Genomic DNA, 12233 nt, shown 5'->3' on the forward strand with positions numbered 1-12233 from the left:
CGCGGGCAAGGTGTATTCAAGCAGATTAAGAGGATTGTAAAGTGGCTCGTTCACTCCCCCTGGACAAAGTGCGCAACATCGGTATCATGGCGCACATCGACGCGGGTAAGACCACCGTAACGGAGCGCATTCTGTATTTCTCCGGGCGCGTTCACCGTGTCGGCGAGGTGCATGACGGCGCCGCGACGATGGACTACATGGAGCAGGAGCGCGAGCGCGGCATTACGATTACGTCGGCGGCGACGGCGTGTTCCTGGAAAGACCACAAAATCAACATTATCGACACGCCGGGCCACGTGGACTTCACCGCCGAGGTGGAGCGCAGCCTGCGCGTACTGGACGGCGCGGTGGCGGTGTTTTGCGCGGTGGCGGGCGTGCAGCCGCAGTCCGAGACGGTGTGGCGCCAGGCCGATCGCTATCATGTTCCGCGGATGGCCTTTATTAACAAGATGGACCGCGTCGGCGCGAACTTCGAGAAGGCGGTTGCCAGCATGAAAGACCGCCTGGGCGCGAATCCGGTCCCGATCCAGCTTCCCATCGGCGCCGAGGACGACTTCAACGGGGTGATCGACCTGGTCACCATGAAAGCCTATACGTGGGAAGGCCAGGGTATCGAAGTGAAGCCGGTGGAGATGGATGTGCCAGCGGACCTGAAGGACCAGGCCGAAGAGTGGCGTCACAACCTCGTGGAAGCCGCGGCCGAAGCCGATGAATCGCTCATGGAAAAGTATTTCGCGGAGGAGGAGCTGACGGTCGACGAGATCCGCGCGGGCATCCGCAAGGGCACAATCGCCGGCAACTTCACGCCGGTGGTTTGCGGCACGGCGCTCCGGAGCAAGGGCGTCCAGTTGATGATGGACGCGGTGACGTATTACCTGCCCTCGCCGGTGGATGTGGATGAGATTCACGGCACGGTGCCCCACGAGCCCGAGAAGAAGCTTTCGCGCAAGCCCGCGGACAACGAGCCGTTCTCCGCGCTGGCCTTCAAGATCATTACCGACCCGCACGTGGGCCGTCTTACCTTCATCCGCGTGTACTCCGGCGTCCTGAGCGCGGGGGACCAGGTCCTCAATGCGCGCACGGGCAAGAAAGAGCGCCTGGGCCGCCTGCTCGAAATGCACGCCAACGAGCGCTCCGACCTTCAGGAGCTGCGGGCCGGCGATATCGGCGCGGTAATCGGCTGTAAGAACACGACGACCGGCGACACGCTTTGCGACGCCGACAAGACCATCGCGCTTATGGCGGTGGACTTCCCCGAGCCGGTGGTTCACATCGCCATCGAGCCGAAGACCAAGGCCGACCAGGACAAGATGTCCGAAGCGCTGGTCAAGCTTTCCGACGAGGACCCGACGTTCCGCGTGCGGAGCGACGAAGAAACCGGCCAGACGATTATCGCGGGGATGGGCGAGCTTCACCTCGACATCATCGTGGACCGCATGAAGCGCGAGTTCAAGGTCGAAGCCAACATCGGCAAGCCGATGGTGGCGTACCGCGAATCCATCCGGAAGCCGGCCCAGGGCGAGATGAAGTTTGTCCGCCAGTCCGGCGGCCGGGGCCAGTACGGCCACGTGGTGCTGACGCTGGAGCCGGGCGACCCGGGTTCGGGCTTCACGTTCGAAAGCAAGATTGTGGGCGGCGTGATCCCCAAGGAATACATTCCCGCCGTGGAAAAAGGCTGCAAGGAAGCGGTCGAGTCCGGCGTGATTACGGGCTACCCGATGGTGGACGTGAAGGTGGTTCTGACCTTCGGCTCGTACCACGAGGTGGACTCTTCGGAAATGGCGTTCCAGATTGCCGGGTCGATGGCCCTGAAGGCCGCCGCGCCGAAGGCGTCGCCGGTGCTGCTGGAGCCGGTGATGAAGGTGGAGGTGATAACGCCGGACGAGTACACCGGCGAAGTGATTGGCGACTTCAACAGCCGCCGCGGCCGCCTGGAGGGCATGGAGAGCGAAGGCAGCACGCAGACGATCAAGGCGTTCGTGCCGCTCGCGGAGATGTTCGGCTATGCGAACTCGCTGCGCTCCCGCACCCAGGGCCGCGCGTCCTACAGCATGGAATTTGCGAATTACGAGCCCGCGCCGACCGGCGTGGCCAACGAGATTATGGAAAAGGCCGGCAGCAGCTTCCGCTTCTAGCCGCACCCTTGTTCCGAACCGTATCGATCCAGAATGGCTGACCGGCCGCGTTAGCAGCCCGAAAGAAGGAGAAAGAAGACCATGGCCAAGGCAAAATTCGAACGTACCAAGCCACACGTGAACGTGGGTACGATCGGTCACGTTGACCACGGCAAGACGACCCTCACGAGCGCGATCACGAAGGTGCTGGCGAAGACCGGCGGCGCGACGGCCATGAACTTTGCGGACATCGACAAGGCGCCCGAGGAAAAGGAGCGCGGCATCACGATCTCCATCGCGCACGTCGAATACCAGACCGAGAACCGCCACTATGCGCACGTGGACTGCCCCGGCCACGCCGACTACGTCAAGAACATGATCACGGGCGCGGCCCAGATGGACGGCGCCATCCTCGTGGTCGCCGCGAACGACGGCCCCATGTCCCAGACGCGCGAGCACATCCTGCTGGCGCGCCAGGTGAACGTGCCCGCGATCGTGGTGTTCATGAACAAGGTGGACATGGTCGACGATCCCGAGCTGCTGGAGCTGGTGGAGATGGAGCTGCGCGAGCTGCTCTCGAAGTACGAATTCCCGGGCGACGACCTGCCCATCATCATGGGTTCGGCGCTGGCCGCGATGGAAGACCGCGACGACGAGATCGGCGCGAACAAGATCCTCGAGTTGATGCGCGCGGTCGATGAATACATCCCGACCCCGGTCCGCGACCTGGACAAGCCCTTCCTGATGGCCATTGAAGACGTGTTCACGATCACGGGCCGCGGCACGGTCGCAACCGGCAAGATCGACCAGGGCGTCATCCACGTGGGCGACAAGGTGGAGATCCTGGGCATCAAGGATAAGAAGGACACGACGGTCACCGGCGTGGAAATGTTCCGCAAGCTGATGGACGAAGGCCAGGCGGGCGACAACGTGGGCCTGCTGCTTCGCGGGATCGACCGCGAGGACATCGAGCGCGGCCAGGTTGTTGCGAAGCCGGGCTCGATCACGCCGCACACGAAGTTTGAGGGCGAGGTCTACGTGCTGACGAAGGAGGAAGGCGGCCGCCACACGCCGTTCTTCACGGGCTACCGCCCGCAGTTCTACTTCCGCACGACGGACGTGACCGGGAAGCTGGAGCTTCCGGAGGGTGTGGAGATGGTGATGCCGGGCGACAACGTGACGATTTCGGCCGAGCTTATCGCGCCCATCGCCATGACCGAAGAGCTCCGCTTCGCCATCCGCGAAGGCGGCCGCACGGTCGGCGCCGGCGTGGTGACCAAGATTATCGAGTAAGTACCGTGCGCCCCCGCCTCCCCGAGAGGCGGGGGCCCGCATGAGATTGGAACTAAGGCGCCACCGCTTCGGCGTTAGCTTGGAGACAGTCAATGGCTGCGAGCCACAAGATACGAATCAAATTGCGGGCCTACGACCACCGCCTGCTGGACCAGTCCGCGCAGGAGATCGTCGCGGCCGCCCAGCGCACGGGCGCCGGCGTTCACGGCCCGATCCCGCTGCCGACGAACACGACCAAGTACACCGTGCTGCGGGGACCGCACATCGACAAGAAGTCCCGCGAGCAGTTCGAAAGCCGGACGCACAAGCGCTTGATGGACATCGTGAACCCCACGGCCTCCACCGTGGACGCGCTGATGAAACTGGTGCTGCCGGCCGGCGTGGACGTGGAAATCAAGCAATAGCCCAGAGCGAACGAATGCGCGCCTGCGCGCTGGTTCGCAGGGCGGTGTAAGGATTACCAAGAACATGGTAAATGGACTGTTAGGGCGAAAGCTGGGCATGACCCGGGTGTTCACCGAAGACGGGCGCTGGATACACGTGACCCTCGTCGAGGCGGGCCCCTGCACGGTCATCCAGAAGAAGACCCAGGATTCCGATGGCTACGACGCGATACAGGTCGGCTTTGGCGAGGCCCGGGAATCCCGGCTGAACAAGCCGCAGCTCGGCCATTTCAAGAAGGCGGGCCAGGCCCCGAAGCAGGTCCTCCGCGAGTTTCGCGTGCAGGCGGACGCCGAGCTGAACGTCGGCGACGAGATCCGCAACGACATATTCAAGGCGGGCGATCGCGTGGACGTGTCGGGCACGAGCAAGGGCAAGGGCTTTGCCGGCGTAATCAAGCGGCACGGCATGGGCGGCGGCCCCGGCGCGCACGGCTCGCACTTCCACCGCGCGCCCGGCTCGATCGGCCAGAGTGCGGATCCGTCCAAGGTCTACAAGGGCAAGCGCCTTCCGGGCCGGATGGGTAACAACAACCGCACGACCCAGAACATAGAAATCGTGGACGTCGACGCCGAAAAGAACCTGCTGCTGCTCCGCGGGGCGGTTCCGGGCGCGAACGGCGGGGTAGTCGTCCTGCAACGCAGCGTGAAGGGAGCCAAGTAACCATGGCAACCTTGAAACTAGTCAATATGAACGGCGAAGAACAGGGCGGTGTTGAAGCCAGCGACGCCATCTTCAATGTCGAAGAGAACGCGGCGATGGTCCATGAGGTGGTCCTCGCGCTTCGCAACGCGCAGCGCCAGGGCACGCACAAGACCAAGACCCGCCGCGAAGTAAGCGGCGGCGGCGCGAAGCCGTTCCGCCAGAAGGGGACGGGCCGGGCGCGCCAGGGTTCGACGCGCGAGCCGCAGATGCGCGGCGGCGGCACGGTCCACGGTCCGGTGCCTCGGAGCTACCGGCAGAACGTGACCAAGAAGGTCCGCCGCCAGGCGCTCTGCTGCGTGTTGAGCGATCGCTTCCGCCGCGAACGGCTGAGTGTGATCCAGGGCTTGCAGCTTGAAGGCATCAAGACCAAGCCGGTCGCCGAGATGCTTGACAAGGTGTCGCGCGAAGGCCGCAAGACGCTGCTGGTCACGGCGGGCTACGACGAGAATATTCTTCTGTCCTCGCGGAACATCGAACGGGTGACCGTGCGCACCGCGGAGGAAGTGAATACCCTGGATGTGCTGGCGGCGGTTCGCGTGGTGGTGCAGGAGGAGGCGCTGGCGAAACTTGAGGAGCGGCTGTCATGAGCCAACTTTCCCCGTACCAGATAGTCAAGCGGCCGATCATCACCGAGGAATCGCAGATTCAGACGGTGAAGGGCGCGCAGTACACGTTTGCGGTGGCCCCCGCGGCCAACAAGAACCAGATTCGCGAGGCGATCGAGGCGATCTTTCCGGAAGTCAAGGTGGTGCGCGTCAACACCATGAACTACGACGGCAAAGTGAAGCGCCAGTTGGGCTCCCGGAAGGTCGGGCGCCGCGCCAAGTGGAAAAAAGCCATCGTCACCCTTCGGGATGGCGACAAAATCGAACTGATCTGACGGAGTATCCGGTATGCCTCTGAAGCGATTTAAGCCCTATACCCCCTCGCGGCGGGAGATGACCGTCGCGGATTACTCCGTGTTGACCGTGTCGAAGCCGGAGAAGAAGCTCACCGAGCCGAATCCGCGCAGCGGCGGCCGCAACAACAACGGCCGCATCACGATGCGCCGGCGCGGCGGCGGGCACAAGCGCCTGTACCGCGTAATCGACTACCGCCGCGACAAGGACGGCATCCCGGCGCGCGTCGCGACGATCGAATACGATCCGAACCGGAGCGCGCATATCGCGCTGCTGGTGTACGCGGACGGCGAGAAGCGCTACATGGTCGCCCCGAAGGGCCTCCAGGTGGGCGCGCAGGTGATGAGCGGCGAGAAGGTGGAGTTTGAGCTGGGCAACTGCATGACGCTCAGCAACATGCCGCTGGGCACGAACGTGCACAATGTTGAATTGGTCCCGGGCCGGGGCGGGCAGATCGCGCGATCGGCGGGCAACGGCTGCCAGCTGCTGGCGAAGGAAGGCAAGCACGTGGTGCTGCGGCTTCCCTCGGGCGAGATGCGGCGCGTGCAGAGCAACTGCCGGGCGACGATCGGCGAGGTCGGCAACGAAGAGCATTCGAATATCAACCTGGGCAAGGCCGGTCGCAAGCGCTGGCTTGGCCGGCGCCCGAAGGTTCGCGGCGTGGCGATGAACCCGGTGGATCACCCGCACGGCGGCGGCGAGGGCCGCACGTCCGGCGGCCGGCACCCGGTGAGCCCGTGGGGCATGCCGACGAAGGGCTTCAAGACCCGCAAGAAGAAGAACCGCTCGAACAAGTTTATCATCAGGCGCCGCAACGCCTGATACAGGCTGGTCTAAAGGAGAATTATTGTGTCGCGTTCAGTCAAGAAAGGCTTCTTCGCCGACGAGCACCTGCTCAATAAAGTTGACGCACAGCAGCGCACGGGCGACCGGAAGGTCATCAAGACCTGGTCGCGCCGCTCCACGGTCATTCCCGACATGGTCGGCCTCACGATAGCGGTGCACAACGGCAAGACCCACCTGCCGGTGTTTATAACGGAGAATATGGTGGGTCACAAGCTGGGCGAGTTTGCCCCGACCCGGACGTTCCGCGGACACAAGAAATAACGGATCGAAAGTGATTAGGCGCGGTTCCCCGCAGGCGGGGAACGCGGGAGATAAACGATGGCAGTAGCGACAGCCAAGGTCATGAACTTACAGATTTCCGCGCGTAAGGTGCGCCTGGTGGCGGACCTGGTCCGCGGCCAGAAGGTGTCCGACGCGCGCGATATCCTTCGCTTCACGGTGAAGGGCGCGGCGAAACCGCTGTTGAAACTGCTCGATTCGGCGGTGGCCAACGCGGACTACGCGGCGCGCGAGACGCACGACGACGTGGACACGGACGAGATGGTTGTTGAACATATTGTGGTAAACGAAGGCCGCACGCTGCAACGGTACCAGCCCGCGCCCCGCGGACGCGCCGCCCGGATTCGGAAGCGCAGCAGCCACGTGGAAATCCGGATAGCGAACGAGTAGAGGAGCATATTGTGGGTCAGAAGGTACATCCAAACGGATTTCGCCTGGGCGTCATCCAGAACTGGTCTTCGCTGTGGTTCGCGACGAACAAGAACTACGCCGACCTGCTTCACGAAGATCTGAAGCTGCGCGCCTACGTCAAGAAGCGCCTCTACCACACGGGCGTGGCCAAGATCGATCTTGAGCGCGCGGGCCGTAAGACGAAGATACACATCTACACGGCGCGCCCGGGCCTGGTGATCGGGCAGCGCGGCGCGGAAGTGGATAAGCTCCGGTACGAGCTGGAGCAGCTGACGGGCCACGAGATGATGATCAACATCCACGAGGTTCTCAGCCCCGAACTTTGCGCTACGCTGGTTGCGGAGAGCATCGCGCAGCAGCTCGAGCGGCGCATGTCGTTCCGGCGGGTGATGAAGAAGGCGGTGCAGAACACGATGCGCCTGGGCGCGAAGGGCATCCGCCTTCGGGTGGCCGGCCGCCTGAACGGCGCGGAAATTGCGCGCTCGGAGAACACGGCGGAAGGCAGCGTGCCGCTGCACACGCTGCGGGCGAACATCGACTACGGCGTGGCGACGGCGCACACGACCTACGGATGCATCGGCGTGAAGGCGTGGATCTACCATGGCGACATGCTTCCCGGCGAGCGGGTGACGACGATCGGCGGCGAGCGCTCGGGCGCGCAGCCGGCGGGCCAGCCCCAGGGCGGGCGGCGCGGCGGCGGCGATCGGGGCGGCCGCTCCGGCGGCGGTTCGCGCGGCCGCGACAACGACTAGGAGTGCATGAATCATGTTGATGCCAAAGCGAGTAAAGCACCGCAAACAGCAGCGCGGCCGGCGTACGGGCGCGGCGAAGGGCGGTTCGAATATAGATTTCGGCGAATTCGGGCTGAAGGCGTTGCAGGACGGCTGGATTACCGCCCGGCAGATCGAGGCGGCCCGTATCGCGATCACGCGCCACATCAAGCGCGGCGGCAAGGTGTTCATCCGGGTGTTCCCGGATAAGCCGATTACCAAGAAGCCTGCGGAAGTCCGCATGGGTAAGGGTAAGGGCGCGCCGGAAGCGTGGGTGGCGGTGGTGAAGCCGGGCCGGATCATGTTTGAGATCGAGGGCGTTTCCGAGGAGCTGGCCCGCGAGGCGATCAGCCGCGCCGGCTACAAGCTGCCGATCAAGACGAAGTTCGTGGCGCGCGGCTAGGCCGGCAAGGAGACAGACTGTGAAAGCGATCGAACTTAGAGACAAGGACAACGAGACGTTGTTGAAGTACATCCGCGAGCGCGAGAACGACGTGAGCAGCTTCCGTATGCAGCTGGCGACCGGCGCCGTGGAGAATACGCGCGCGGCCCGGTCCGCGCGGCGCGACATAGCGCGGATCAAGACGATTCTCAGAGAGCGCGAAATTGCCGAATCGAAAGGCGGGAAGTAAACGATGAGCGTAGAGCCCCAGGCCGTGGATAGTGGACGCGGACGCCGCAAGGAGCGCGTCGGATTCGTTACGAGCACCGCGATGGACAAGACCATCACCGTATCGGTGGAGGGCGTGAAGTACCACCCGCTCTACAAGAAGGCGATGAAGTCGACGAAGAAGTACAAGGCCCACGACGAAGAGAACACCTGCAACGTCGGCGACCTGGTCCGTATCAAGGAGACCCGCCCGCTGAGCAAGACGAAGTGCTGGCGGCTGGTGGAAGTGGTGAAGCGCGCCGACTGATTTCCGTCGGGTGGCGCGGTGGCACGGTTCCGATGACGATAAAGGTTCGAGAGCATGATTCAGATATATTCGCGATTGAAAGTTGCCGATAATTCCGGCGCGCGGCAGCTCCGCGTCATCCAGGTGATGGGCGGTTCCAAGCGGCGCTACGCCGGGCTGGGCGATATCATCACCGCGAGCGTGCGCGAGGCGCTTCCCAACTCCAACATCAAGAAGGGCGACGTCGTGAAGGCGGTGGTGGTGCGTATACGCCAGGACACGCAGCGCCCGGACGGGACGACGATCCGCTTCGATAGTAACGCGGCGGTGCTTATTAACGCGAACAAAGAGCCCCGGGGCACGCGCATCTTCGGGCCGGTTCCGCGCGAGTTGCGCGAGCGCGGCTTCATGCGGATTCTGTCCCTGGCCCCCGAAGTGGTATAGGAAACAAGCAATGAACATTCGGAAGAACGATACCGTTCTGGTTATCCGCGGCGAGAGCGCGGGCCAGCGGGGGCGCGTGCTCGAAGTGCAGCGGAGCAAGGATCGCGTGCTCGTCGAGGGCCTGAACATGATGAAGCGCCACACCCGGGCGAGTTCCCGGAGCCAGTCCGGCGGGATCGTGGAGCGCGAAGCCCCGATTCACATCTCGAACGTGATGCCGTGGTGCGAGGCGATCAACGGGCCGTCCCCGATTGTCATGAAGACCCTGGAAGACGGCCGCCGGGTCCGCACGTGGAAGGCCACGGGCGAGACCCTGGACGACTAATCACCCGGCGCGCGGCGCGGTAACGAGAATTCAGGAGCGGCATACGATGCCTTCAGCACTCAAGCAACGATATAAAGACAGCATACGCGGGGAACTCCAGAAGGAGTTCGAGATCAAGAACGTGATGCAGGTCCCGGAAATTGAAAAGGTGGTGGTGAACATGGGCGTGGGCGAGGCGATCGGCGACGCGCGGCTTCTTGAGACGGCGGCGGAGCAGCTGGCGCTGATCACGGGCCAGTGCCCGAGCGTCCGGGCGGCGCGGAAGTCGATCTCGAACTTCAAGCTTCGCGAGGGCGTGAAGATCGCGTGCATGGTCACGCTTCGCGGCGAGCGGATGTACGAGTTCATGGACCGGCTTTTCAACGTGGCCATGCCCCGTGTCCGCGACTTCCGCGGCGTATCGCCGAAGGCCTTTGACAAGTTCGGCAACTACACGCTGGGCATCAAGGAGCTGACGATATTCCCGGAAGTGGACCAGGATAAGGTGGACCGCCCCCGCGGGATGAACATAACCTTTGTGGTGAAGAACAGCAATACGGCGGATTCGAGCCGGGAACTGCTGCGTAAACTCGGCATGCCCTTTGCCAACTAGCGGCGCCGCTGCAGGAGAGAATTGTGGCCAAGAAATCGATGATAGCGAAGTGCAAGCGCCCCCCGAAATTCAAGGTGCGGGCGTACAACCGGTGCCGGGCGTGCGGCCGGCCGAAGGCCTTCATTCGCAAGTACCAGATCTGCCGCATCTGCTTCCGGACGCTGGCCCTCGAGGGCAAGCTGCCGGGTGTGACGAAATCCAGTTGGTAAGAAACGGCCTCGCCCCGGCGCGCGGTTGAATAAGGAATGAATGCCCCATGTCAATGAGTGATCCGATTGCCGATCTGCTTACGCGCGTGCGCAATGCCGTGCAGGCGCGCCAGGCCACGGTCGATGTGCCGGCCTCCCGGTTGAAGGTGGAGATTTGCCGCGTGATGAAGGAGGAGGGCTATATCAGCGACTACACGGTGGTCGAGCAGCCCGCTCCCGGTTCCATCCGCATCCACCTGAAGTATGCGCGCGACCGGCGCTCTGTGGTGCAGGGCCTCAAGCGGGTCAGCAAGCCGAGCCTTCGCGTGTACGTGGGGAGCCAGGACATCAAGCCGGTGTGCAGCGGGCTTGGGATTTCGATCCTGAGCACGTCGCAGGGCGTGATGACGGGCAAGCAGGCGCGGATCGCAAAGGTTGGCGGCGAGGTGCTGTGCGAGGTCTGGTAAGGCCGCGCCGCTCCGCCCGCCCGATAGAAGTGAAGTAAACAAGCCGCCCCGGCGGCAGGTGAAAGGATAGCAGGTCGTGTCACGAGTAGGAAATCTTCCCGTGCCCATCCCCGATGGCGTAACGTGTGAGCTCCGCGGGAGCACGCTGGCGGTATCGGGCCCGAAGGGCAAGCTGGAGCAGACCTTCCAGCCCCAGATCGGCATCGAGATAAACGGCGGCGAGATCGTGGTGACACGCCCGACCGAGGAAGCGCAGGACCGCGCGTTCCAGGGCCTTACGCGGGCGCTGATCAACAACATGGTGGTTGGCGTATCGCAGGGCTACGAGCGGGTGCTTGTGATCGAGGGCGTGGGCTACCGCGCGTCGCTCCAGGGCTCGTCGCTGAACTTGCTGCTTGGCTACAGCCACCCGATCGCGGTGGAGGCCCCGCAGGGCGTCACGTTTGCGGTGGACGGCCAGCAGACGATCCGGATCAGCGGGATCGACAAGCAGCAGGTGGGCCAGGTCGCGGCGAACGTGCGCGCGTTCCGGAAGCCTGAGCCGTACAAGGGCAAGGGCATTCGCTACCAGGACGAGCGCGTACGCCGCAAAGTTGGCAAGTCCGGCTCCAAGTAACATGAGATACCGCGCGCGCCGCGGATTATGAAAGAGACACCATGGCCAAGAAGACGACGGTAACGAAAGTGATGCTGGAACGGCGGAAGCGCCGCATCCGCCTGCGGCTTTCGGGCACGCCCGAGCAGCCCCGGCTGCGGGTGACCCGCTCGACGAAGCACATTTACGCACAGATCATTGACGATACGAGTGGCACGACGCTGGCGGCGGCCTCCTCGGTGGCGCTGAAGATTGCGGGGGGCAACATCGAGGCCGCGAAGCAGGTTGGGAAGTCCCTGGCGCAGCAGGCCATGGAGAAGAATATCGCAAAAGTCTGTTTTGACCGGGGCGGACGCCTCTATCACGGCCGAGTAAAGGCGCTGGCCGACGCAGCGCGCGAAACGGGCCTTCAATTCTAGGAGCATTCTCTTGAGTACTGATCGTGGCAACAAACGGGAAAAGCGCAGTCGCGAACCCCAGGAAAAAGATTCGGAATTCATCGAGCACGTGGTCAAGATTTACCGCGTTGCGAAGGTGGTGAAGGGCGGGCGCCGCTTCAGCTTCAGCGCGATTGTGGTCGTCGGTGACGGCAAGGGCCGCGTGGGCGCCGCCATGGGTAAGGCGACGGAAGTGCCCAACGCGATCCGGAAGGCGATCGAGCGCGCGCGCAAGGACATGATCCGGGTCCCGATCGTGAACACGACTGTACCGCACGAGACGCTTGGCGAATCGGACGCGGCGGCGGTGATGTTGAAGCCGGCCTCCCTGGGCACGGGGATTGTGGCCGGCGGCCCGGTGCGCGCGGTTGTGGAAGCGGCGGGTTACCAGAACATCCTGACGAAGTCGCTCGGTTCGAATAACGCGACGAATGTGGTCTGGGCGACGCTTGAGGGCCTGAAGACCCTTAAGACCGCCGAGCAGATCGCGGCGATGCGCGGTCGCGAAGTGGCCGAGATTCTTTAATTGCC

At 63.6% G+C, this 12233-nt stretch carries 21 protein-coding genes; all 21 read left to right on the forward strand.

Going from position 1 to position 12233, the window contains the following annotated elements; all coding sequences use genetic code 11:
- Positions 1-41 precede the first annotated feature (41 nt).
- Positions 42-2135: an elongation factor G gene (fusA, locus tag KF886_11510; GenBank protein MBX3177982.1), complete on the forward strand. Its 2094-nt coding sequence runs from the start codon at positions 42-44 to the stop codon at positions 2133-2135.
- An 81-nt stretch (positions 2136-2216) separates the two neighbouring features.
- Positions 2217-3407, forward strand: a complete 1191-nt coding sequence (tuf, locus tag KF886_11515; protein MBX3177983.1) for an elongation factor Tu — start codon at positions 2217-2219, stop codon at positions 3405-3407.
- A 92-nt stretch (positions 3408-3499) separates the two neighbouring features.
- Positions 3500-3811 carry a 30S ribosomal protein S10 gene (gene rpsJ, locus KF886_11520; protein ID MBX3177984.1) on the forward strand — a complete coding sequence of 104 codons (312 nt, stop codon included), beginning with the start codon at positions 3500-3502 and terminating at the stop codon, positions 3809-3811.
- Between the two features lie 64 nt (positions 3812-3875).
- Complete coding sequence (gene rplC, locus KF886_11525) at positions 3876-4511, forward strand: 50S ribosomal protein L3 (protein ID MBX3177985.1); 636 nt, start codon at positions 3876-3878, stop codon at positions 4509-4511.
- A 2-nt stretch (positions 4512-4513) separates the two neighbouring features.
- On the forward strand, positions 4514-5140 hold the full coding sequence (rplD, locus tag KF886_11530) for a 50S ribosomal protein L4 (protein ID MBX3177986.1): 627 nt from the start codon (positions 4514-4516) through the stop codon (positions 5138-5140).
- Positions 5137-5433: a 50S ribosomal protein L23 gene (gene rplW / locus KF886_11535; protein ID MBX3177987.1), complete on the forward strand. Its 297-nt coding sequence runs from the start codon at positions 5137-5139 to the stop codon at positions 5431-5433. Before rplD ends, rplW begins: the two co-directional genes overlap by 4 nt.
- Before the next feature lie 13 nt (positions 5434-5446).
- Complete coding sequence (rplB, locus tag KF886_11540; protein MBX3177988.1) at positions 5447-6274, forward strand: 50S ribosomal protein L2; 828 nt, start codon at positions 5447-5449, stop codon at positions 6272-6274.
- A 27-nt stretch (positions 6275-6301) separates the two neighbouring features.
- Entirely contained in the window at positions 6302-6559 is a 258-nt protein-coding gene (gene rpsS, locus KF886_11545; protein ID MBX3177989.1) for a 30S ribosomal protein S19, read from the forward strand.
- A gap of 57 nt (positions 6560-6616) precedes the next feature.
- The gene (rplV, locus tag KF886_11550; protein ID MBX3177990.1) at positions 6617-6967 is read left to right on the forward strand and encodes a 50S ribosomal protein L22; all 351 of its coding nucleotides are present in this window, start codon (positions 6617-6619) and stop codon (positions 6965-6967) included.
- Between the two features lie 11 nt (positions 6968-6978).
- Positions 6979-7740, forward strand: a complete 762-nt coding sequence (rpsC, locus tag KF886_11555) for a 30S ribosomal protein S3 (protein ID MBX3177991.1) — start codon at positions 6979-6981, stop codon at positions 7738-7740.
- A 13-nt stretch (positions 7741-7753) separates the two neighbouring features.
- Positions 7754-8161, forward strand: coding sequence for a 50S ribosomal protein L16 (gene rplP / locus KF886_11560; GenBank protein ID MBX3177992.1), 408 nt, complete (start codon positions 7754-7756; stop codon positions 8159-8161).
- A gap of 19 nt (positions 8162-8180) precedes the next feature.
- Positions 8181-8390, forward strand: a complete 210-nt coding sequence (gene rpmC, locus KF886_11565; GenBank protein ID MBX3177993.1) for a 50S ribosomal protein L29 — start codon at positions 8181-8183, stop codon at positions 8388-8390.
- Positions 8391-8393: 3 nt separating this feature from the next.
- On the forward strand, positions 8394-8675 hold the full coding sequence (gene rpsQ, locus KF886_11570) for a 30S ribosomal protein S17 (GenBank protein ID MBX3177994.1): 282 nt from the start codon (positions 8394-8396) through the stop codon (positions 8673-8675).
- A 54-nt stretch (positions 8676-8729) separates the two neighbouring features.
- Positions 8730-9098, forward strand: a complete 369-nt coding sequence (gene rplN, locus KF886_11575; GenBank protein MBX3177995.1) for a 50S ribosomal protein L14 — start codon at positions 8730-8732, stop codon at positions 9096-9098.
- A gap of 10 nt (positions 9099-9108) precedes the next feature.
- Entirely contained in the window at positions 9109-9423 is a 315-nt protein-coding gene (gene rplX / locus KF886_11580) for a 50S ribosomal protein L24 (protein ID MBX3177996.1), read from the forward strand.
- 46 nt (positions 9424-9469) lie between these two features.
- Positions 9470-10015 carry a 50S ribosomal protein L5 gene (gene rplE, locus KF886_11585; protein ID MBX3177997.1) on the forward strand — a complete coding sequence of 182 codons (546 nt, stop codon included), beginning with the start codon at positions 9470-9472 and terminating at the stop codon, positions 10013-10015.
- 23 nt (positions 10016-10038) lie between these two features.
- Entirely contained in the window at positions 10039-10224 is a 186-nt protein-coding gene (locus KF886_11590; protein ID MBX3177998.1) for a type Z 30S ribosomal protein S14, read from the forward strand.
- Between the two features lie 47 nt (positions 10225-10271).
- Positions 10272-10670, forward strand: coding sequence for a 30S ribosomal protein S8 (rpsH, locus tag KF886_11595; GenBank protein MBX3177999.1), 399 nt, complete (start codon positions 10272-10274; stop codon positions 10668-10670).
- Positions 10671-10746: 76 nt separating this feature from the next.
- Positions 10747-11286, forward strand: a complete 540-nt coding sequence (gene rplF / locus KF886_11600) for a 50S ribosomal protein L6 (GenBank protein MBX3178000.1) — start codon at positions 10747-10749, stop codon at positions 11284-11286.
- A gap of 41 nt (positions 11287-11327) precedes the next feature.
- The gene (rplR, locus tag KF886_11605) at positions 11328-11684 is read left to right on the forward strand and encodes a 50S ribosomal protein L18 (GenBank protein MBX3178001.1); all 357 of its coding nucleotides are present in this window, start codon (positions 11328-11330) and stop codon (positions 11682-11684) included.
- Positions 11685-11694: 10 nt separating this feature from the next.
- Complete coding sequence (rpsE, locus tag KF886_11610) at positions 11695-12228, forward strand: 30S ribosomal protein S5 (protein MBX3178002.1); 534 nt, start codon at positions 11695-11697, stop codon at positions 12226-12228.
- Positions 12229-12233 lie beyond the last annotated feature (5 nt).

This window comes from Candidatus Hydrogenedentota bacterium, assembly GCA_019637335.1.
In the GTDB taxonomy this organism is placed as follows: Bacteria; Hydrogenedentota; Hydrogenedentia; order Hydrogenedentales; family JAEUWI01; genus JAEUWI01.

Coding starts and splice junctions, on each gene's coding strand:
- tuf (MBX3177983.1), top strand. CDS start 2,217: ATGGCCAAGGCAAAATTCGAACGTACCAAGCCACACGTGAACGTGGGT.
- rpsJ (MBX3177984.1), top strand. CDS start 3,500: ATGGCTGCGAGCCACAAGATACGAATCAAATTGCGGGCCTACGACCAC.
- rplC (MBX3177985.1), top strand. CDS start 3,876: ATGGTAAATGGACTGTTAGGGCGAAAGCTGGGCATGACCCGGGTGTTC.
- rplD (MBX3177986.1), top strand. CDS start 4,514: ATGGCAACCTTGAAACTAGTCAATATGAACGGCGAAGAACAGGGCGGT.
- rplW (MBX3177987.1), top strand. CDS start 5,137: ATGAGCCAACTTTCCCCGTACCAGATAGTCAAGCGGCCGATCATCACC.
- rplB (MBX3177988.1), top strand. CDS start 5,447: ATGCCTCTGAAGCGATTTAAGCCCTATACCCCCTCGCGGCGGGAGATG.
- rplV (MBX3177990.1), top strand. CDS start 6,617: ATGGCAGTAGCGACAGCCAAGGTCATGAACTTACAGATTTCCGCGCGT.
- rplP (MBX3177992.1), top strand. CDS start 7,754: ATGTTGATGCCAAAGCGAGTAAAGCACCGCAAACAGCAGCGCGGCCGG.
- rpsQ (MBX3177994.1), top strand. CDS start 8,394: ATGAGCGTAGAGCCCCAGGCCGTGGATAGTGGACGCGGACGCCGCAAG.
- rplN (MBX3177995.1), top strand. CDS start 8,730: ATGATTCAGATATATTCGCGATTGAAAGTTGCCGATAATTCCGGCGCG.
- rplX (MBX3177996.1), top strand. CDS start 9,109: ATGAACATTCGGAAGAACGATACCGTTCTGGTTATCCGCGGCGAGAGC.
- rplE (MBX3177997.1), top strand. CDS start 9,470: ATGCCTTCAGCACTCAAGCAACGATATAAAGACAGCATACGCGGGGAA.
- rpsH (MBX3177999.1), top strand. CDS start 10,272: ATGTCAATGAGTGATCCGATTGCCGATCTGCTTACGCGCGTGCGCAAT.
- rplR (MBX3178001.1), top strand. CDS start 11,328: ATGGCCAAGAAGACGACGGTAACGAAAGTGATGCTGGAACGGCGGAAG.